17 protein-coding genes and 1 other annotated feature are annotated in these 19,718 nt (G+C 64.2%); of the genes, 4 read left to right on the plus strand and 13 right to left on the minus strand.

Features of this window, described 5'->3' with window-relative positions:
• Positions 1-168: 168 nt before the first annotated feature.
• The 3 genes from ACNHGR_RS08500 to ACNHGR_RS08510 form a co-directional block, all read right to left on the minus strand.
• Positions 169-1,929 carry a DUF885 domain-containing protein gene (locus ACNHGR_RS08500; protein WP_475285393.1) on the minus strand — a complete coding sequence of 587 codons (1,761 nt, stop codon included), beginning with the start codon at positions 1,927-1,929 and terminating at the stop codon, positions 169-171.
• Between the two features lie 181 nt (positions 1,930-2,110).
• On the minus strand, positions 2,111-2,314 hold the full coding sequence (locus ACNHGR_RS08505) for a DUF5818 domain-containing protein (RefSeq protein WP_066603497.1): 204 nt from the start codon (positions 2,312-2,314) through the stop codon (positions 2,111-2,113).
• 4 nt (positions 2,315-2,318) lie between these two features.
• The gene (locus ACNHGR_RS08510) at positions 2,319-2,504 is read right to left on the minus strand and encodes a DUF1328 domain-containing protein (protein ID WP_120250451.1); all 186 of its coding nucleotides are present in this window, start codon (positions 2,502-2,504) and stop codon (positions 2,319-2,321) included.
• A 168-nt stretch (positions 2,505-2,672) separates the two neighbouring features.
• On the opposite strand from ACNHGR_RS08510, the gene ACNHGR_RS08515 reads away from it, so the two are divergent.
• Positions 2,673-3,122 carry a ferritin-like domain-containing protein gene (locus tag ACNHGR_RS08515; RefSeq protein WP_475285396.1) on the plus strand — a complete coding sequence of 150 codons (450 nt, stop codon included), beginning with the start codon at positions 2,673-2,675 and terminating at the stop codon, positions 3,120-3,122.
• A gap of 165 nt (positions 3,123-3,287) precedes the next feature.
• On the opposite strand, the gene ACNHGR_RS08520 is transcribed toward ACNHGR_RS08515, so the two are convergent.
• Positions 3,288-4,286, minus strand: coding sequence for a 2-hydroxyacid dehydrogenase (locus ACNHGR_RS08520; protein ID WP_475285397.1), 999 nt, complete (start codon positions 4,284-4,286; stop codon positions 3,288-3,290).
• Between the two features lie 103 nt (positions 4,287-4,389).
• Between ACNHGR_RS08520 and ACNHGR_RS08525 the strand changes: the two genes are divergently transcribed.
• Entirely contained in the window at positions 4,390-4,887 is a 498-nt protein-coding gene (locus ACNHGR_RS08525) for an SH3 domain-containing protein (RefSeq protein WP_475285399.1), read from the plus strand.
• Positions 4,888-4,998: 111 nt separating this feature from the next.
• Here ACNHGR_RS08525 and ACNHGR_RS08530 read toward each other — a convergent pair whose 3' ends face one another.
• The 4 genes from ACNHGR_RS08530 to ACNHGR_RS08545 all read right to left on the minus strand — a co-directional run bounded on the left by ACNHGR_RS08530 (position 4,999) and on the right by ACNHGR_RS08545 (position 11,121).
• Positions 4,999-6,489, minus strand: coding sequence for a SulP family inorganic anion transporter (locus tag ACNHGR_RS08530; protein WP_184266221.1), 1,491 nt, complete (start codon positions 6,487-6,489; stop codon positions 4,999-5,001).
• A gap of 65 nt (positions 6,490-6,554) precedes the next feature.
• Positions 6,555-6,610, minus strand: a sequence feature (sul1 is cis-regulatory element that is thought to sense ions involved in sulfur or methionine metabolism; They are found in Alphaproteobacteria).
• A gap of 244 nt (positions 6,611-6,854) precedes the next feature.
• On the minus strand, positions 6,855-8,207 hold the full coding sequence (locus ACNHGR_RS08535; protein ID WP_475285402.1) for an amidohydrolase family protein: 1,353 nt from the start codon (positions 8,205-8,207) through the stop codon (positions 6,855-6,857).
• Entirely contained in the window at positions 8,204-9,601 is a 1,398-nt protein-coding gene (locus tag ACNHGR_RS08540; RefSeq protein ID WP_475285404.1) for an amidohydrolase, read from the minus strand. The genes ACNHGR_RS08535 and ACNHGR_RS08540 overlap by 4 nt, the downstream gene beginning before the upstream one ends.
• On the minus strand, positions 9,598-11,121 hold the full coding sequence (locus ACNHGR_RS08545; protein ID WP_184266229.1) for a peptide MFS transporter: 1,524 nt from the start codon (positions 11,119-11,121) through the stop codon (positions 9,598-9,600). The genes ACNHGR_RS08540 and ACNHGR_RS08545 overlap by 4 nt, the downstream gene beginning before the upstream one ends.
• 142 nt (positions 11,122-11,263) lie before the next feature.
• Here ACNHGR_RS08545 and ACNHGR_RS08550 point away from each other — a divergent pair, with 142 nt between their 5' ends.
• Positions 11,264-11,842 carry a nitroreductase family protein gene (locus tag ACNHGR_RS08550; RefSeq protein ID WP_475285409.1) on the plus strand — a complete coding sequence of 193 codons (579 nt, stop codon included), beginning with the start codon at positions 11,264-11,266 and terminating at the stop codon, positions 11,840-11,842.
• Positions 11,843-11,913: 71 nt separating this feature from the next.
• Positions 11,914-12,258, plus strand: coding sequence for a GntR family transcriptional regulator (locus ACNHGR_RS08555; protein ID WP_184266235.1), 345 nt, complete (start codon positions 11,914-11,916; stop codon positions 12,256-12,258).
• A 44-nt stretch (positions 12,259-12,302) separates the two neighbouring features.
• On the opposite strand, the gene ACNHGR_RS08560 is transcribed toward ACNHGR_RS08555, so the two are convergent.
• From ACNHGR_RS08560 to ACNHGR_RS08580, 5 genes are all read right to left on the minus strand, one after another.
• Entirely contained in the window at positions 12,303-14,342 is a 2,040-nt protein-coding gene (locus ACNHGR_RS08560; protein ID WP_475285411.1) for a tetratricopeptide repeat protein, read from the minus strand.
• Between the two features lie 5 nt (positions 14,343-14,347).
• Positions 14,348-15,712 (minus strand): PEP-CTERM-box response regulator transcription factor, encoded by a 1,365-nt coding sequence (gene prsR, locus ACNHGR_RS08565; protein ID WP_184266242.1) that lies wholly within the window; start codon positions 15,710-15,712, stop codon positions 14,348-14,350.
• On the minus strand, positions 15,712-17,784 hold the full coding sequence (gene prsK, locus ACNHGR_RS08570; RefSeq protein WP_475285413.1) for an XrtA/PEP-CTERM system histidine kinase PrsK: 2,073 nt from the start codon (positions 17,782-17,784) through the stop codon (positions 15,712-15,714). The genes prsR and prsK overlap by 1 nt, the downstream gene beginning before the upstream one ends.
• 13 nt (positions 17,785-17,797) lie before the next feature.
• Positions 17,798-19,186 (minus strand): TIGR03013 family XrtA/PEP-CTERM system glycosyltransferase, encoded by a 1,389-nt coding sequence (locus ACNHGR_RS08575; protein WP_184266250.1) that lies wholly within the window; start codon positions 19,184-19,186, stop codon positions 17,798-17,800.
• A gap of 246 nt (positions 19,187-19,432) precedes the next feature.
• Positions 19,433-19,705, minus strand: coding sequence for a hypothetical protein (locus tag ACNHGR_RS08580; RefSeq protein WP_475285415.1), 273 nt, complete (start codon positions 19,703-19,705; stop codon positions 19,433-19,435).
• Positions 19,706-19,718: the final 13 nt, after the last annotated feature.

Here is a 19,718-nt window from a genome sequence, read left to right on the forward strand (position 1 = left end):
TGCCGACTTATATGCCCGGTCCGGGAGCTGACGCCGCCCCGGTACGCCAAGAGACGCGAATTGGCAAGCCGCCGCAGCGCAGCAAAATGTTGCTGCCAATCGGACAAATCGGCCGAAAACTGCGCTTTTCTTATTACTCTGAGTAAAGAATGGACTTAAGTAGGACGGCTATCCCCGCGCCCTCTCCGCCGCGATCCACCCGTCGATCTGGCTCTCCAATACGGTCAGTGGCACCGCGCCCTGCGCCAGCACCGCGTCATGGAAGCGGCGCAGATCGAATTTCGGCCCCAACGCCGCCTCCGCCTTCGCGCGCAATGCCCGGATCTTGATCTCGCCCAGTTTGTAGCCCAGCGCCTGTCCAGGCCAGCTGATGTACCGATTGACCTCCGCGTCAATATTGGCATCAGACAGGGCACTGTTGGTCTTCATGAAGGCCACCGCCTTCGCCTTGTCCCATCCCTTCGCATGGATGCCGGTATCGACCACCAGCCGGCAGGCCCGCCACATTTCATAGGACAGCCGCCCCATCATCTTTTCGGGTGTGTCGTACAGCCCCATCTCTTCGCCCAGATATTCGGTATAAAGCGCCCACCCCTCCACATAGGCGGTAAACCCCGCCAGATATTTGCGGAACGGCGGCAGCGGCAATTCCTGCTGCAACGCGATCTGGTTGTGATGGCCCGGCACCGCCTCATGCGCGGTCAGCGCCGGCAGTTCCCAGAAGGGCCGCTGGTCCAGCTTGGACGTATTGACCCAATAGGTGCCGGAAATGCCGCTCTCCGGCGCACCCGGCCCATAATAGGCCGTAGTCGTGCCTTCCGCCTCCGCCGCCGGGATCGGCTTCAACCCATAGGGCAGGCGGGGCAGCGTGCCGAAATAGCGCGGCAGCAGCCCGTCGATGGTCTTGGCCTGCTGCGCCGCCACGCGCAGCAATTCCTCGGGCGTCTTGGCATAATAGCTGGGATCGGTGCGCAGATGCTGGATATAGGCGGCGCGGCTGGGATAGCCGGCCTTTGCCGCGATCTCGTCCATCCGCTTGCCGATCCGCGCCACCTCGTCCAGCCCGATCTGGTGGATCTGGTCCGGCGTCAGGTCCGTCGTCGTATGCGCCTTCACCCGGGCCGCATACCAGGCCGCGCCGCCCGGCAATGCCGACGCGCTATCGCTCTTGCGGCAATGGGGCAGATAGTCCTTCACGAACAGGTCGTGCCACTTGCGATATTCCGGCGTCAGCACATCGCGGATGATGGTGACGGCCCGCGCCTGCATCGCGCTCCAGTCCGCATCGCTGATATCGCGCGGCTTGCTCCGCTTAAACGGCTCATAGAAGCGTGTGTCCTCGGGCTTGCCATCCACAATGCCGCTGATCGTCCCGGCATAATTTTGCAGCACCGAACAGGGCTGGACATAACCACCCTTGATCGCCTGCCGCGTGATCGCCAGCGCATCGCCATTCTGCTTGGGATAGAGCGCCAGCCGCTTCAAATAGCTTTCATAATCAGCGCGATTATAGAAAGGCAGGCCATCCGCCATGCCCGAAAAACCCTGATGCCAGCCATAATAGGTGGTAAACAGCATCAACCGCTCGGCCGGATGCCGGTCGCCGTCAATATCGTCACGCAACATCCATAGCAGCACATCGCGGTTCACCCGGTCGGCGGCATCCAGTTGCTCCACCGGCACCGCCTCCAGCCGCGTGACGAAGCCCTGCTCGGCCTTCACCTGCGCATCACGCGCGCCCAGCGACATGTCATAGATACGGTCGTCATAATCGCGCACGCCCCGCGCCGTCGCCTCGACCGGATGGGTCGACAGATACCAGGCCCAATGGTCATCCATGACCTTGGTCAACTGGTCATGGGGTGCCGTCTGCGCCTGCACCAGAACAGGCGCGGAAACCGCAATGAGGAAAGAAAGAATCTTGCGCATGGACGCAATGGTTCGCGCGCCCCGCGCCTTTTGGCAAGAGGAAGCATCAATGCTAGACATTCAGATCATGACGTGCCGAAAATGGTGGTTTCTCGCGACCCGGAGCGCAGCGTACTAAAAGTACGTGAGCACCGGAAGCGCGGAGAACCGCCATTTGCAGGCCGTCAGGACTGAATGTCGGTCAGGCGGCGGCGACGCCTTCCGCCTCGACTATACCATCACCGGCATAATAGCCCTGCACCCGCACCCGCTTCTCGACATGATCCACGGGCACGCGCAGCAGGACAAGGCGGTAACTGCCGCCCAGATCGCGCTGGAGCAGGAAACCGGCCTCATCGCGCAGCAACCTGCCTGTCTCGTCCACTCCAGCGCCAATCTCGGTCATGCGATCAATCTATCGCATCCTTGATTCCCTTGCCAGCCAATACGCCCAGCACCAGGAACAGCACGAACACGGCGATAGCGATGAAGAACAGGATCTTCGCGATGCCGACAAAGGTACCGGCTGCGCCGCCGAACCCGAGCAAAGCCAGCACGGCCGCAATGACGAGGGAAATGATCGCGAGCTTAATCATGGAAAGCGTCCTTCCGTGGGAGGGTGATGCCGCTTCAACCGACGATCCTGCCACTTGTTCCGCCTGCGCCACGAAGATGGCTAACATGGAATTAAGGTCGATTTTCAGGCGCTTGATTGAACAATCCCCTTCCAATGGCGGTTGTTGCCTGATCGAAAGGAGAAGGCGATGTCGAACAACCATGCCATCAGCAAGCTGGACGACCTGATCACGACCTTGATCGACAGTGTGAAGGGCTATGAGCATAGCGCCGACAAGGTGAAGTCAGCCGAATATCAGACGCTCTTCCGCGATCTGGCCGGCGAACGCACCAGGGCCGTCGACCTGTTGCAGGCACGCAGCCGCGCCCTGGGCGGCAAGCCCAACGCCTTCGGCTCCATGGCCGGCACCGTGCATCGCCGGATGGAGGATATCTTCGTGGCCCTTGGCGGCGGCGACAAGGCCGTGATCCAGGCGGTCGATCGTGGCGAAGATTATCTGCGTGAGGAATTTGAGCGCGTGCTGAAGGATGAGGCGATCGACGCCGAAACCCAGACCATCGTGCGCGAAGCCCATGAGTCGGTGGCGCACGGCCATATGGTCGTGAACGGCCTCAAGGATCAACTCGCCACGGCATGACCGCGCACAACTGATTTTGCCGTATCACCCGACTCGATCAAATTCCGTTCGCCCTGAGCCTGTCGAAGGGCCGTTCTACCTTGGCGTGATGCAAAGCAGAAGCGCTTCGATAGGCTCAGCCGGAACGGCTCGGAAAACGACGCCGATCGATCTGCCAGACGCTCCTCAGACCCAACCCTCCAGCACCTGATTGGGCGGCCTATGGCCGTCCACCCAGGTACGGATATTGGCGATGACCCGGGCGCCCGTCGCATCGCGCCCCTCGAACGTCGCCGACCCCATATGCGGCAGCAGCACGACGTTGGACAGCGCCAGCAGTCGCGGATCGACCGCCGGCTCATGGGTATAAACGTCAAAGCCCGCCCCGGCGATACGCCCCTCGTCCAGCGCCGCTATCAACGCTTGCTCGTCGGTAATTTCGGCCCGCGACGTGTTGATCAGATAGGCATGCGCCGGCATCAGCGCGACCCGGCGCGCATCGATCATCCCACGGCTGTCGGCATTGAGCGGACAATGGATCGACACGATATCGCTCGCGCCCAGCAGCCCATCCAGATCGCCATGCCATTCAGCCTCCAGTTCCTGCTCCACTTCGAAAGGCAGGCGATGGCGGTTATGATAGGCAATCGACAGGCCAAAAGCGCGTGCACGGCGCGCCACGGCGCGGCCGATCCGGCCCATGCCGATGATCCCCAGCTTCTTGGACGCAATGCGATGGCCCAGCATGCCCGACGGGCTCCACCCCCGCCATTCGCCGGTGCGTACCAATTTCTCGCCCTCGGCAAGCCGCCGGGGCACGGACAGGATCAGCGCCATCGTCATGTCCGCCGTATCCTCGGTCAGCACGCCGGGCGTATTGGTGACGATGATGCCCTTCTTCCGCGCCGCCGACAGGTCGATATGATCCACCCCGCTGCCGAAACTGGCGATCAGTTGCAGCCGTTCCGGCGCACCTTCGATCAGGCTCGCGTCGATATGGTCGCTAATGCAGGGGACCAGCACGTCGCACTGGGCCATCGCCCGCGCCAGTTCGGTCCGGTTCATCGCAACGTCGCCGACATTGAAGCTGGCGTCGAACAATTCGGCCATGCGCGCCTCCACATTGGGTGGCAGGCGGCGCGTGACGATGACGCGCGGCTTGGCGGGACGCGGTTTTCTGGCCATGCCCTTGCCGCTATTCCTGCCTGCGCGCCCGGTCAAGCGGATATGGCGCGGCCGGTAAGATCAGCGCTTGTCGCAGCGCCCCGGCAGGGAGTATGGGACAGTCATGGGTGACATCGGCAATGGGTCTGGATTGAAGCGTCTGTTGCTGGGCGTGGGCATGGTTGCGGCTTTGGCGGCTGGCGGCACGGCGCTCGCCGGCCCGGCCAAGAAGACGCCCTATTGGGCCTCCCTCTCTCATGACGAAGCGCGCATGCGCGTCGGACCGAGCCTGGATTATCCGTCCAACTGGATCTACCGCCGCCGCGACCTGCCGGTGAAGGTGGTGCAAGTACTGGGCCTGTGGCGCAAGGTCGAAGATCCCGACGGCGCACAAGGCTGGATGCACGTCCGCCTGCTTAGCGACACGCCGACCGCCATAGTCCGTGCTGAAGAAGCCCCCCTGCGCGAATCCGCCAGCGACGGCGCCCGCGCGCTGTTCCGCGCCCAACGCGGCGTGGTCGGCCGCCTCAGCGACTGTTCGGGCAACTGGTGCGCCTTCGATGCGAAGGGCCAGCGCGGCTATGTGAAGACCAGCGACATCTGGGGCGCGACCGACAAATAGGGTCGCGCCCTGTAGGATATTTTCCTGCGCGAATAGGACATGATCTTACGTGGCAATCTGAACGCAAAAAGCCCAAACACCTGTCCAACTCGCCGTCTCAATATGGCGCTCTCAATGCGGCGTCGCGCCCAGTTCCACCCCGGTCTTGTCATGCAAGGCAAAGCGGTCGATCAGATCGGCGCTGGCCCGGTTATAGCCGGCAACCTCCACCGGCCGCCCGTCCCGGCGCAGCCGCGCCACGATCTTGTCGAGCGCTCCTACCCCCGAAATATCCCAGAAATGCGCGCCCGAAACATCGATCAGGACAGGGCCAGCCCCACCCTCCAACTGAAAGGCGCGGGTAAAGCGGTCGACCGAGGCAAAGAATATCTCGCCAGTCACGCGATAGACCGCCCGCCCATCTTCCTCGATCCGTTCGACCGCGAACATCCGCTGCACCTTGCCGGCGAAGAAGAGGCCCGACAGCAGCACGCCGGCCACCACGCCCAGCGACAGGTCGCGGGTGGCGACCACGACCACAACCGTCACCAGCATCACCACAGACGATGTCGGCGGATGGCGCCGCAGGTTCAGGATCGAATTCCAGCTGAATGTCCCGATCGACACCATCAGCATCACCGCGACCAGCGCCGGCATCGGCATTTGCCCGACCCACGGCCCCAGCACGGCAAGCAGGAACAGCAGGAACGCCCCCGCCACGAAGGTCGAGAAACGCCCGCGCCCGCCCGATGTTACATTGATGACCGACTGCCCGATCATCGCGCAACCGCCCATGCCGCCAAACAGCGCCGCGACGATATTCGCCCCGCCCTGCCCCATCGCCTCGCGCTTCTTGTCGCTGTCCGTATCGGTCATGTCGTCGACGATCTGCGCCGTCAGCATCGATTCCAGCAGCCCGACCGCCGCCATCGTCACCGAATAGGGAAGGATGATGCGCAGCGTATCGAATGTCAGCGGTACCTGCGGCAGGGCAAAACTCGGCAACCCCTCCGGCAGTTTCCCCATATCGCCAACGCTATGGACCGGCAGGCCCAGCCACAGGCTGATCGCGGTCAGCGACAGGATCGCCACCAGCGGCGAAGGCACCGCCTTCGTCACGCGCGGGAACAGGTAGATGATCGCCAGCCCCGCCGCGACCATCGCATAGCTGTGCCAGCTCACATTCGTCAGTTGCGGCAACTGCGCCATGAAGATCAGGATCGCCAGCGCATTGACGAAGCCGGTGATGACGGATCGCGACACGAACTGCATCAGCAGGTCGAGCCTGAGCAATCCGGCAAGGATCTGGATCAGGCCCATCAATATGGTCGCGGCGAACAGATACTCGACGCCATGCTGCTTCACCAGAGGGCCGACCAGCACGGCAACGGCGGCGGTCGCGGCGGAAATCATCCCCGGTCGCCCGCCGATCAGCGCGATCGTCATCGCGATCGCGACGGAGGCATAGAGGCCAACCCGCGGATCGACCCCGGCGATGATGGAAAAGCCGATGGCTTCGGGAATCAGCGCCAGCGCAACGACGATCCCCGCCAGCGCATCGCGCCGCGCAGAAGCCGCGTCGACAAACCACTGCCGACGGTATCGGGTAAGTATATCGGTCATAGAAAGTCCACAACAAGGCACATGACGCCGCAATCTCGCAGCGCTTCGGGTTGGATCATGTGGGATGTTGTCCGGCGGATCGGCGGCCGGAATAGCCACCCGGAATTTCACCGGGTCCATGCGAATGAGAGGCCCCTTAGCGGAAAGGGCGGGGGCGGATCAAGATGGACGGTTCCCCGCCACCCCATTTCCTCGTTTCCGTTCGCCCTGAGACTGTCGAAGGGCCTTACTTCTTCAAAACACGAGGCTCTAAAAAAGGGAAAGGGCTTCGACAGGCTCAGCCCGAACGGATGTTGGAAGCCTGCTTCCGATCATCATTAGGCGTACAAAGGGAAAAGGGGGCCACAGCCCCCCCCCTCCCCCTTTCACCATTCATACGCCTTGGGCATCGCCCCTTCGGTCGGCGTCGCATAACGGTCGCGCAGCTTCGTCTGGCGGTTTTCCAGCGGCTGCTGCACCCCGTCGATCCACACCGCGACCGGCGCCGACGTCATTTCCAGCGGATCGCCGTCCCAGATCACCACATCGCCCGCCTTCCCGGCCTTGAGCGACCCGAAGCGATCGCCCAGCCCCATCGCCTCGGCCGGCGCCGAAGTAATGGTCCGCAGCGCCTGCCCCCAACTAAGCCCCGTTGCGCCCGGCACCCTTGTCAGGGCCACCATATTGCCCGCCTGCTGGGTCGCCGCGCGCAATTGCAGCGCATCATCGCCGGTCAGCAGCCCCATGGACACGCTGACCCCCGCCTTCACCATCCGTCCCACATTGCTCTGGGTCGCTGCCAGCTTCTCGAAGCTGGAGGGCAGGTCTTCCAGCCCGGCAGTGATGACCGGTACCTTGGCCGCCGCGATCTGCGGCGCGACCATCCAGCCTTCGGTCGCACCCGCCAGGATCAGCTTGAGCGCCGGGAAATCCTGCCGCAGCGACAGCACGGTCAGGATGTCCCGCGCACTCTCGACATGCACCATCAGCGGCATGGCGCCGGTTACCACCGGCACCAGCGCCTCGGCATCGACCCGGTTCAGCAGCGCATCGCGCGATCGCCCGTCATAGCTGGCCGGCGCCTTGGCAAATTCCTGCGCCTCGCGCAGCATCATGCGGAAGGTCAGAACGGTCGCCGCCCGGCTCCCCCCCGCCTCATCCGCACCCGCTTCGCCCATTTCGACATATTGGAAGGCGCGCGCCTTGGTGATCGGGCTGATGTCCGCGCCCAGATCGACCACCGCGCCCTGCCCGGCAAAGATGCTGGTCGCGGCGACCGGCGCTACCACGGCGCGGGTCACGCCAGCGGTCCGGCTGATCGCGATCGGGTTGGCGAAGGGGTTGATCGCCGGCGCCACGTCGATCGCCGCCGAGAAGGGCGACTTGGTCGCGCGCATGTCATTGGTTTCGCGCACCGCCGGCACTTCGGCCAGCCCGACGCGCGAGAAGCCCGACACGATGCCCGGCGTCACCCATTTGCCGCCCGCATCGACCGTCTTGGCCCCGGCAGGAACGGCCACCCCCGCCCCGGCGGCAACCACCTTGCCGGCGGTGATGACCACCGTGCCATTCTCGATCGGCTCCGACCCGTCCCCGATCGCCAGCTTCGCACCGGTAATGGCGATGGACTGGGCCAATGCAGGGGTGGAGATGGCGAACAACAATGCCCCCAACACCGTTCGGGCTGAGCCTGTCGAAGCCCGACTCTTCTTCGTGCGGAGAGAAAGGGTATGCATCATTTCACGTCTCCCGCGCCAATCTGGCCCAGTTCGAAATCGGTCACAGGCTTCAGCTTGGGATTGCTGCTGTCATACAGCAGCGCCCCGTCGACCCAGACCTTCTCCGGCCTTGTATAGGTGCTGAAGGGATTGCCGTTCCACATCACGACGTCGGCCATCTTGCCGACCTTCAGGCTGCCGGTCTGCTGATCGATACCCATGGCCCGGGCCGGATTGATCGCCAACCAGGTCCAGGCAGCCTCGTCGGAAATATTAATCCCCATGCGCCGCCCCGCGCCCAATGCCTTGGCCGCTTCCTGATTCAGGCGCTGGATACCATCCTGGTCGTCGCTATGGACGATCGCGCAGGCACCGGCCTGATGCACCAGCGGGACATTCTCCTTGATCCCGTCATAGGCTTCCATCTTGAAGCCGTACCAGTCGCCCCACATCGCCGAGCAGATACCGTTCTCGCGCAGCAGATCGGCGATCTTGTAGCTTTCGACCGCATGGTGGAAGGCGGTGATCCGGTAGCCGAACTCCTTCGACATATCGATCACATTGGCCATCTCGTCCGCGCGATAGCAATGGTTATGGACCAGGATCTTGCCTTCCAGCACATCGGCCAGCGTCTCCATGCCCAGGTCACGGGTCTGGTCCTTCCCGGCGGCGCGCTTCTTCTGATAGTCGCGCGCCTTGATCCAGGTCTGGCGATCCACTGCCAGATTGCCCATGCGGGTCGATGGCTCGCGCCCCTTGGCGCCATAGACGCGCTTGGGATTTTCGCCGCAGGCCATTTTCAGGCCATAGGGCGCGCCCGGAAACTTCATCCCCTGCTGGGTGCGAGCGGGCACATTCTTCACCGTCACGCTGCGCCCGCCGAACAGGTTGCCCGAACCGGGCAATATCTGGAGCGTCGTCACGCCACCATTGGCCAGCGCCCGGCCGAAGCCGGGGTCTTGCGGCCAGATACTATGTTCGGCCCAGACATGCGGCGTCACCGGCGACGTCATCTCGTTGCCGTCTGACAGCGCATCCACGCCGGGTGAGGCATAGACGCCCAGATGGCTGTGAATGTCGATAACACCGGGAGTCACATATTTGCCGGTGCCGTCGAACACGGCAATGTCCGCCGGGATCGGCGTATCCGGCCCGCCGATCGCAATGATCTTGCCCTCCGACAGGAAGACCACGCCCTTGTCGATCCGTCCGCCTTCCCCGTCGAAGATGGTGGCATTGCGGATCACCGTCGGGCGGCCCGGATAGGGCTTGTAGGTCGACGGATAGGGATTGTCCGGCTCAGCCGAAGAGCCTTGAGAGGCGGGCTGCGCCTCCTTCTCCTTCTTCGCCGCGACCGGGCCAGCGGTCCCCGCCAGCAAAGCCGCGATCAGCAGCCATTTGCCGCCTCCATTCATGCCTTTTCCTCCGAACCGATCAGATCGAGATGCATCAGTCGCGTGACATAGGGAGAGACAAGCAGCACCAGCCCCCCGACCACGATCGCAAACCAGCCGATTTGCGTATAGACGTCCAGCACTTGCGTGACATTGCCTGCCTCGCCGCTGCCCGTGGCGCGGGCGATGAGGCCGGCGATGAAATTGCCCGCCGCCATCGCCAGGAACCATGTGCCCATGACCAGCCCGACCATGTTCGACACCGACAGGCGCGTCATCGCAGACAGGCCGACGGGCGAGAAGCAGAGTTCCGCCATGGTATGCAGCAGATAGATCAGGAAGACGAAGATTACCGGGGTCAGATTTTCGCCGGCCATTGCCGCGCCGGCGACCAGCACCAGGAAACCCGCGCCGCACAGCACCAAGCCGATGCCGAACTTGGCGGGCGAGGATGGCTCCAACCGCCTTTTATCGAGGAATGTCCACAGCACGGCGAAAAGCGGCGCAAACATGATGATGAAGACCGAATTGACCGACTGGAACAGCGAGGCCGGCACCTCCCAGCCCAGCATGCTGCGATCGACATTGCGATCGGTGAAGATGTTGAGCGACGATCCGGTCTGCTCGAACAGCCCCCAGAAAAGCGGGTTCAGCGCGATCAGGAAGAGTGCGGCGAACATGCGGTCGCGATCGATCTTGCCCAGCGTGCCCACTGTCCGCCAGAGGATGTAGATGACGGTCAGGGCCGAGAAACCCAGCAACGCATAGCCCAGCAATTCGGCATAGCGGATCACCATCCAGATGGCGGCAACGCCCAGCGCCGCGCCCAGATAGATGGTCCATTCCTGGCTGAGGCCGGCGGCGGTCGGCTGGCGCAACTGCTGCGGCGCGGGCGGTTCGCCCTTGCCGAGCAGCCAGGGCTTCAGCCATACGAACATGACAAGGCCCAGCAACATGCCCACGCCCGCCGCGCCGAAGCCCCAGCTCCAGCCCCAGAGTTCGCCCAGCAGGCCACAGACGATCGGCCCCAGCATCCCGCCCATGTTGATCCCCATGTAGAAGATGGAGAAAGCCGGATCACGGCGATGGTCGTCGCGGTCATAGAGTTCTCCCACCAGCACAGAGATATTGGCCTTGAGAAAGCCGGTGCCGACGATGATCGAGGCGAGCGCAAGATAGAAACCATTGAGGAACAGCGGGTCTTGCCCGCCTGGTCCTTCCGTGATGGCGATCAGGAAATGGCCGATCGCAATGAACACGCCGCCGACCAGCACCGCCTTGCGCGGGCCCAGGAAGCGGTCGGACAAATAACCGCCGATGACCGGGGTGATATAGACCAGCGAGGTATAGGCGCCGTAGAGCAGGTACGCCTTGTCCTCGCCGAAGAGGAAATGTTTGGTGAGGTAGAAGATCAGGATGGCGCGCATCCCGTAATAGGAGAAACGTTCCCACATCTCCGCGAAAAAGAGCAGGTACAGCCCACGCGGATGGCCGAGCCAGGTTTTCCCTGCCTCGGCGGCACTCATGTCCGAAGTCGCCATTCGGCACCCTTTGCTTATTCTGTGTCCGGCCCGCCATGTCGGGGCCGCTTATGGGCGCGAACCTAGTGCGGATCGGTCCGCCCTGTCAAAAGGGCAGCCGAACCCTTGCGTCGAAGCGTTCGGCACGCCATCTGTCGGGACAATGTTCAACGATCTCTCATCCCCGCTCGCCCTGCTCCAGACCCGCCGTTCCGGCAAACCCCGCGACCTGATCGCACCCGGCCCGGACGATGCGCAACTGCGCCAGATATTGGAGGTTGCGCTGCGCACCCCCGACCATGGCAAGCTGGCGCCATGGCGCTTCGTGATCGTGCCGCAGGACAAGCGCGCCGCGCTGGCCGAACTGCTGGAAACCGCCTATCGCGCAGAAAAGCCCGAGGCCGGGCGGCTGGAGATCAAGGCGATGCACCAGTTCGCGCATCAGGCGCCGACGCTGGTGGTCGCGCTGTCCACCCCCGTCGCGGGCAGCAAGATCCCGGTCTGGGAACAGGAATTGTCGGCCGGCGCGGCGATCATGAACCTGCTCCACGCCACCCATGCGCTCGGTTTTGCCGGCGGCTGGCTGACCGGCTGGCCCAGTTTCAACGACGATGTGCGCAACGCTTTTGGCCAGGACGGCGAAAAAATCGCCGGGTTCGTCTTCATCGGGACTCCGGGCAAGGAGCAGGAAGAGCGCCCCCGGCCAGAATATGACGCGATTGTTTCAACATGGGACAGATAATTTCACATGCATAAAGATACAGGAAATTTCCTATCTTGACCCGCATGGCTGTATTATGGCACTGATGCACTATGGCCGACGAATCCAAACCCGTCTATCTCCGCCTGCGTGAGATCATTGCCGCGTCCATCCTGGACGGGGACTTTACCGACGGCGATTTGCTGCCATCGGTGCGCGCCTTCGCTTCCGCGCAGGGGGCCAATCCCCTGACCGTAGCTAAGGCTTATCAGAGCTTCCAGGATGACGGACTGGTGGTAGTCAAGCGCGGCGTCGGCATGTTCGTCGCCGATGGCGCGACCCGCCGCCTACGCGAGGCCGAACGCGAACGTTTCCTCGACAGCGTATGGCCGCCGGTGGCGGCACAGATCAGGCGACTGGGCCTGCGGATCGACGATCTGGATCTGGCAAAGGCGTAAACCGGCTCCTCCGTTCGCCCTGAGCCTGTCGAAGGGCGCCCACCTTACAGGGCCGCCAGCGCGTCCAGCGCTTCTTGCCGCCCTGCAAAACCGCGCACCGCCGCCGCTCGCCCCAGCGCCAGCTTCGCCTCGACCTTGCGCCCCGCCGCGGCATAAGCCTGCCCCAGATGCATCTGCACCGCCGGTACGCCGGGCGCCAGCGCGGCCGCCTTTTCCAGCAGGTCGACCGCGGCCGCCCCCTTCTCACCGGTGCGCAACAGTACCCATCCGAACATGTCGGCCATCACTGGATTGCCGGGCATCAGTCGATAGCCATGGGCGGCATAGGCACGCGCCGCGCCGGCATCGCCATCCTCCATCGCGGCACGGGCCAGATCGGCCATCAGCACCGCGTCATTATCGCCGATCTGCGCGCGCACCGCCTGCAACATCTGCCGCGCGCTACGCCAGTCCTGCGCCTGTATCGCCATGGCGGCAGCCAGACGCTGCGCTTCGACATCGTTGGGATTCTGGCTGAGAAACAGTTGCACCACCTGCCGCGCATGGACCGGATTGCCGATACGGGCCCAGACGGCAGCCAGCCGCAGCGCGACTGCGCGATCGAATCGGACATTGGCCGCCGCCTCATAGGCGCGCGCGGCCTCCTGCGGCTGGTTCGCTGCCCCCAGCGCGTCGCCAAGGATCAGCCAGGCATCGGGCGCACCGGGATTGGCCCGATTGAGCAGGCGCGCGCGCGCCACCGCGTCCGTGTTGCGCCCAGTGCTGAGCAGCGCACGGATATAGGGTATATTGTCGCGCGCCGTCGCGCTGTTCGCCGGCCCCGCACCGGACGCCAGCCCATTGTCGGAGGCGCTGGCAAAGGCATCGGTTGACGCCCGCACCGGCCAGGTAGCCCGCGCCAGCATGTCGTCCGCCATGTCCCGATTGCCCAGCGCTTCCTGCACGCGGGCGGCGAGCGTCAGCACATAGGGGTCGGCATCGCGCTGCGCCACGATCGGCGCCAGCGTCGTGGCGGCAGAGGCAAAATCATCATTGTCGTACAGCGCGCGCGCCAGCAATGTCCGGGCCGTGCGATTGTCGGGCTGGGCCGCCACCAGCGGCACCAATGCCTCGGCCGCCAGCACCGGATTGCCATCCTGCAATTGCAGCACGCCGCGCAGCAACCGGGTTGCCGGCTCTTCGTCCAGCCGCCCCTTTGTCCGCTCCAGCAGCTTGCGGGCCAGATCCCCCTGCCCCGCCCGCGCCGCCATCACCGCCTGCATCATCCACGCACGGGGATTGGACGGATCGAGCGCCAGCAAACGACGAGTGAGGCCCAGCATCCGGCTCGCCTGCCCCGCATCGGCCAGCGTCGCCGCATATTGCTCCAGCGTCGGGACCGAATCCGGATTGGCCGCCAGCGCCCGCTCGAACCATGGCAGCGACGCCGTCAGCCCATATTGGGCGCGGGTCAGTTCGCCGCGCAGGGTCAGCGCCTTCGCACTATTCGGGGCCAGCGCCACCGCCCGGTCGGCCGCCGCGATCGCGCTGGCCTGATCCCCCGCCACGATCTGCAACCGGCCGATGTCGATCCAGGTTTCGACGTCGTCGGGCGCCGCCACAAGCGCCCGCTGCAACGCCGCACGGGCACCCTGCATATCACCCTGCGCCAACGCCGCGCGCGCAATCACGCGTGCCGCTACCACGGTCGCATCAGCTGGCAGGTCGGGCGCGCGCGCCTCCCGCAGGGCACCCTCCATGTCGCCCTGCAACGACAAGGCCTGCGCCATGACCGCCCGGGTCTCGGCGGCGTCGGCACCCAGCGTCCGCGCCCGATCGACGGCCGCCTGCGCGCCCGCCCCATCGCCCAATTCCACCAGCGCCCGCGCCTGTGCCAGATGCGCGGCGGCGGACTTAGGATCGCGCTTGATCGCGTTCATCAGTTCGACCCGCGCCGTGCGCGCGTCACCCTTGTCCAGCGCCGCCAGCCCGCGCGTCAGCGCTGCGCTGCCATCGCGCTCATGCGCACGCCATTGCAGCAGCCCGGCGCCACCCAGCGCCAGCAATGCCACCCCGGCGATCAGGGCCAGACGGGACCGTCGCATCGGCGTCAGCCCTGCATCTGATATTGTTTGAGCAGGTCGTAGAGCGTCGGTCGGCTGATCCCCAGCATCTTGGCCGCGCCGGAAATATTGCCGTCGGTGCGCGCGATCGCGCGACGGATGGCACGGCGATCGGCCATTTCCCGCGCCGCCTTCAGATTGACCACATCACCGCCATCGGCGCGCTCATCGTCCAGGTCCAGGTCGGCGGCGGTAATCAGCTTGCCATCGGCCATGATGACCGCGCGCTTCATCCGATTTTCCAGTTCGCGGACATTGCCGGGCCAGTTCCAGGCGTCGAGCGCCGCCAGCGCATCGGGCGCCAGCCCCTTGACCTGCGGGTTCATGTCGCGCGCGAAGCGGGTGAGGAAATGCCGCGCCAGCAGCGCCGGATCGCCGGGCCGGTCCTTGAGCGCAGGGATGCGCACCACAATCTCGGCGAGGCGATAATAAAGATCCTCGCGGAAGCTGCCGGCCGCAATCATCTGCTCCAGATTTTGATGCGTGGCGCACACGATCCGCGTGTCCACGGCAATGGGCTGCCGCCCGCCGATCCGTTCGATCACGCGCTCCTGCAAGAAGCGCAGCAGCTTCACCTGCAAGGCAAGCGGAATGTCGCCCACCTCGTCCAGGAACAGCGTGCCCCCCTGCGCCTGCTCGATCTTTCCCGGCGTCGTCTTGATCGCACCGGTAAAGGCCCCCTTCTCATGGCCGAACAATTCGGATTCCAGCAATGTTTCCGGGATCGCCGCGCAATTAATCGCAACGAAGGCGCCGCCGCGCCGCGGGCTGGCATCATGCAGGCCCTGCGCCAGCAATTCCTTGCCGGTACCGCTCGCGCCAAGCAGCAGAACGGACACTTGCGCGCTCGCGACACGCTCGATCGTGCGGGCGACCTTCATCATTTCAGGCGCGCCGGAAATGATGCGCCCCAACACCCGGCCATCCTCCGGCGCGGTTTCGGCAAGCCGCGCATTTTCGCGCTCCAGCGCATGAACATGGAAGGCACGGCGAACGATCAGGCCCAGTTCGTCGATATCGACCGGCTTCTGGTAGAAATCATAGGCGCCACCCGAAATCGCATCCAGCGCACTTTCCCGCGCGCCATGGCCGGACGCGACGATGATCTTGGTGTCCGGCTTGATCTTCAGCATCTCCGCCAGCGTGGCGAACCCCTCGCTGGTGCCGTCGGGATCAGGCGGCAGGCCAAGGTCCAGCGTCACCACGTCGGGCGCCTCGGCCCGCAGCATCTCGATCGCTTCCTGCCGGTCGCCGGCAATGAAGAGTTGGTAATCCTCATAGGCCCAGCGCAACTGGCGCTGAAGGCCCGGATCATCCTCCACGATCAGCAATTTGGGGCGGGTGTCGCTCATCAGGCGGCCTTCTCTTGTCTGTCACTATGGGGCGCCAGCGGCAGGCGCAATGTGAAACGGCTGCCGGCACCCGGCTTGCTTTCCACCTCGATCCGTCCCCCCATGGCCTGCGCCAGCGTGCGCGCCTCGAAGGCGCCCAGGCCAAAGCCGGCCGCCTTGCTGGAGGAAAAGGGCTTGAACAGGTCGCGGCGGATATATTCGGCGCTCATGCCCTTGCCCCGATCGATGATGGCGACCAGCGCCTCGCCGGTTTCGGCAGACAGGCACAGATCGACCGGGCTATCGGGCGCGCTCGCATCGATGGCGTTTTGCAGCAGATGGGTGACGATCTGCTCGACCCGTGCCGGATCGGCGAGGGCCAATGGCGCGTCGCCGCTGACATGGACCGGATGCTGGCGCGCGCGGGTGCGGGCAACCTGCTGCAACAGGTCGATCAATGCGATCGGACGCGGCTCTTCTGCCCGCCCCTTGTTATGCTGCGACAGGCGGGCAAGCATGTCGTTCATTTTGCCGACCGATTCCTTGAGCGTCAGCACCATGTCGGCGCGAAACTCGGGATTGTCGGCATGCCGCTCCGCATTGCGCGAAAGCAGCGACAACTGACTGACCAGATTCTTCACGTCATGGATGATGAAGGCGAAGCGACGGTTGAATTCCTCGAACCGCTGGGCATCGTCCAGCGCCTGCTGCCCCTGCGCCTCACTGATATGGGTCGCGGCCTGCCGCCCGGCGGCGCGCAGCATGTCGAAATCCTCCCAGTCCAGCCGCCGGTCGATCGGCGGCGGGGCCAGCAACAGGGCACCGATCATCCGCCCATAATGGATCAGCGGCACCAGCGCCCAGAAGCGCCGCTCCCGCGTCATCCACTTCGGCAGGTCGAGCGCAGCGTCGCTACTCTTGAGCCGCCCCAGATCGACGATCCAGCCGCTCTGCTCCAGTTGTGCCACGATGGCGGGGGCGACCGTGCCGACATCGGACAGATCGCCGCTCCAGTTCCATTGCGTCTCGAACGAAAGCCCGTCCCGCTCGTCACGCAACAGAAGCAGCGCGCCGGGGCAATCGGTAATGTCCGCCATCGCCTTTGCGACCCGCTGTCCCAGCGGCGCGGCATCCTCGCCGGGACGACCGATCGTATCGCCGAACCGCATCCATTCGGTGCGATAATCGTAGCGATGCTGAAAGAAATGCTTGGCGACCTGTACCTTCCACAGCGCCCGCACCTGCGGCGAAGGCAGCAGCACGAGTGCGGTAACGGCGGTGAAAAAGACCGCCGCAATCTCGACCACCCGCGCATAGGGGCCGGCAATCAACTCGATCAGCACGGCAGCGGCTGTCAGCACGCCGACATAAAGCCCCACCGCCACGATCGAAAGCGACTGGAAGGTGATGGCGCGCGACAATTGCAACCGCCCTTCCATGCCCTTGCGCATGCCCACGGCAATCACCGGCGCGACCAGTGCCATCAGTAGGCCGCGCAGCGCATAAAGTTCGCTCACGCGATGCGGGGCGAACCAGCAGATCGCGTAAAGATTGAGATCATAGGTCCACATCGCGGCCAGCGATCCCAGCAGCAGCGACACCCCGCCCCGCGCGCGCGAAGGCCAGGCGGTATAGAGATGATGGACCAGCAACAGGCTGCCGATCGCGGTCATCATGCGCAAGATCAGCGAGGAAGTAACAAGTGCGTGATGCAGGTCGCTGACCGGCGACAATTGCCGCCAGGTCAGGTCCACGAAGGTCTGGAGCAGGATAAGGCCGGCAACCGCCACATAGACGGCACTGACCGCCATGGTCGGCCCAGCCCGGCCCACGGGTCCGCGCCGCAACATGACATACATGGCCAGCAGCCAGGCCGCGTTGCGAATGCTCTCGCCGATGCCCGACAGCGGCTTCGACACCCCGCCGAAGGAAACATACAGCGCCCAGCAGGATGTCAACAGCAGCGCGGCCGCCAGCAGCCGAGGCTCGGGCGCTTCGTCGCGACGGCGCAGCAGGAAGATGCCCAGCGCCGCAAACAGCACGGCCGCCAGTGCATGACCCCAGTCGCCGACAAATTGGAGAAGCGCGCCCATGGCCAACCGCGCCTCAGCGGGCCCCGTCGGGCCAGAGCACGACCCGCAAGGTCTGGATCAGGATCAGCAGGTCCAGGAAAGGCGTATAATTCTTGGCGTAGTAAAGGTCATATTCCAGCTTGTGCCGGGCATCCTCGATCGACGCGCCGTAGGGATAGTTGATCTGCGCCCAGCCTGTGATGCCGGGCTTCACCATATGCCGTTCGGCATAATAGCGCAGATGCTGTTCCAGATCCTCGACGAACTGGCGGCGTTCGGGGCGCGGGCCGACGAAGCTCATCTCCCCCTTCAACACCGTCCAGGTCTGCGGCAGTTCATCGATGCGCAGCTTGCGTAACCAATAGCCAAGGCGCGTGATGCGCGGATCATCCTTTTCCGCCCAGACCGCCTGCCCGTTGACTTCCGCATCCAGCCGCATGGTGCGCAGTTTCACGATCCAGAACTCCTGACCGTAAAGGCCGACGCGCTGCTGCCGGTAAAAGGCCGGCCCCTTGCTGTCCAACTTCACCAGAATGGCGGCAAGCAGAATGATCGGACCGGTCAACGCTAGCAGGATGGAACTGGCAATAACGTCGAACAGCCGCTTGGCGATGCTCGACAAGCGACGGCCGGCGGAGAAACCGTCGGAAAAGATCAGCCAGCTGGGATTGACGCTGGCCAGGTCGACGCGGCCTGTCTCGCGCTCCAGAAAAGTCGAAATCTCGTTCACATGCACGCCGGTCGTCTTGATCCGCAGCAAATCCTGAAGCGGCAGCGCGTTGCGCCGTTCTTCCAGCGCCAGAACCACTTCGCTCGCATTGAGCCGCACCACGAAATCGGACAGGTTGAATACCGCGTCGCGATTGATCGCTTCGGGGATCACCTGAGGCCCGTCATTCATGGCGATGAAGCCCACGACCAGAAAGCCGGCCCCGCGCTTCTGCTCCAGTTCCTTGATCCGGTTGGCCCGATTGCCCGCGCCTAGCACCACCAGCCGCCGCTTGAATGCCTCGCCCCCCAGCATCGAGCCGAGCAACAGGCGAACGGTCACCAGCACCCCCATGGCAAGGCCCATGGCGTAGAGCGAATTGGAGCGCCACAGCGTCATGCCGGGCAGCAGGAAGTAGAGCACGGACAGGAAGATAACGCCCAGCGACACGGCTACGAGCAGGCGCGCAAAGGCGAATCGGATCGATTGCAATGCTTCGGTGCCATAGACGCCGACGGCGATCATGCCGGTCTGGATGGCGACGGCGAAGCTGAGCAGCGGCCCCATGCGGGTCATCACATGATCGACATCCATGCCGATCTGCCGCGCCCGCAATACCCAGCCGCCTTCGGCCGCGCACAGCAGCAGCGCGAAGTCGAGCAGGCCCAGCAGCAGCACCGCATGCGGCACATAATGTTTGAACAGCCTTATCATCGTCGCGCACATCCTGCTGGCCGCCGGGCTGGCGCGCCTTCCCCTGAACCGGGCTTTCTTACAGCACGTGTAAGATAATCCGACAGTGGGTGCACCCTGCCCGACAATGGCAAAGAAATGCTGAATCCGGGGGCAACTGTTTGCAACCGAAGGCTCGCCAGCCTTGGCCGGACACCGGATTTATTCAGCGTCCGACCAACAGCCATGGCGTCGGACCTATCCGCTCAAAGCACAGATCAGGTCAGTTCAATGCTCGTTGCGCAATGTATCGGCGGCGTTGCGGGCCGCCTCGCCAACGACCTTCGCGGCATCGTCCACAGCTCCGGTTGCCTGCGTGACCTTGTCCGCTTCGGCATCACCCCGCCGTTCGTTGGTCATGTAGAAAAAGCCGATGGCGAGTATGAGGGCAAGGGCGACGAGCGCGAAAACCACGCCGCTGCCCTGCGACCGGCGAACAACCGAAACATGTGGCGATGCGGGGGGCCGATCATTGTCCCGGTCCGATGGTGCGTCACCCATGATCTCTCTCCTT

Source organism: Sphingobium sp. RS1 (assembly GCF_056156825.1).

Bases quoted from the DNA above. Each gene is read 5' to 3' on its own strand.
- ACNHGR_RS08555 (WP_184266235.1), top strand. From the start codon at position 11,914: ATGGCCGACGAATCCAAACCCGTCTATCTCCGCCTGCGTGAGATCATT.
- ACNHGR_RS08530 (WP_184266221.1), bottom strand. From the start codon at position 6,489: ATGACCGATATACTTACCCGATACCGTCGGCAGTGGTTTGTCGACGCG.
- ACNHGR_RS08505 (WP_066603497.1), bottom strand. From the start codon at position 2,314: ATGACCGAGATTGGCGCTGGAGTGGACGAGACAGGCAGGTTGCTGCGC.
- ACNHGR_RS08575 (WP_184266250.1), bottom strand. From the start codon at position 19,186: ATGATAAGGCTGTTCAAACATTATGTGCCGCATGCGGTGCTGCTGCTG.
- ACNHGR_RS08510 (WP_120250451.1), bottom strand. From the start codon at position 2,504: ATGATTAAGCTCGCGATCATTTCCCTCGTCATTGCGGCCGTGCTGGCT.
- ACNHGR_RS08535 (WP_475285402.1), bottom strand. From the start codon at position 8,207: ATGATGCATACCCTTTCTCTCCGCACGAAGAAGAGTCGGGCTTCGACA.
- ACNHGR_RS08545 (WP_184266229.1), bottom strand. From the start codon at position 11,121: ATGGCGACTTCGGACATGAGTGCCGCCGAGGCAGGGAAAACCTGGCTC.
- prsR (WP_184266242.1), bottom strand. From the start codon at position 15,712: ATGAGCGACACCCGCCCCAAATTGCTGATCGTGGAGGATGATCCGGGC.
- ACNHGR_RS08540 (WP_475285404.1), bottom strand. From the start codon at position 9,601: ATGAATGGAGGCGGCAAATGGCTGCTGATCGCGGCTTTGCTGGCGGGG.
- prsK (WP_475285413.1), bottom strand. From the start codon at position 17,784: ATGGGCGCGCTTCTCCAATTTGTCGGCGACTGGGGTCATGCACTGGCG.
- ACNHGR_RS08515 (WP_475285396.1), top strand. From the start codon at position 2,673: ATGTCGAACAACCATGCCATCAGCAAGCTGGACGACCTGATCACGACC.
- ACNHGR_RS08580 (WP_475285415.1), bottom strand. From the start codon at position 19,705: ATGGGTGACGCACCATCGGACCGGGACAATGATCGGCCCCCCGCATCG.
- ACNHGR_RS08525 (WP_475285399.1), top strand. From the start codon at position 4,390: ATGGGTGACATCGGCAATGGGTCTGGATTGAAGCGTCTGTTGCTGGGC.
- ACNHGR_RS08560 (WP_475285411.1), bottom strand. From the start codon at position 14,342: ATGCGACGGTCCCGTCTGGCCCTGATCGCCGGGGTGGCATTGCTGGCG.
- ACNHGR_RS08520 (WP_475285397.1), bottom strand. From the start codon at position 4,286: ATGGCCAGAAAACCGCGTCCCGCCAAGCCGCGCGTCATCGTCACGCGC.
- ACNHGR_RS08550 (WP_475285409.1), top strand. From the start codon at position 11,264: ATGTTCAACGATCTCTCATCCCCGCTCGCCCTGCTCCAGACCCGCCGT.
- ACNHGR_RS08500 (WP_475285393.1), bottom strand. From the start codon at position 1,929: ATGCGCAAGATTCTTTCTTTCCTCATTGCGGTTTCCGCGCCTGTTCTG.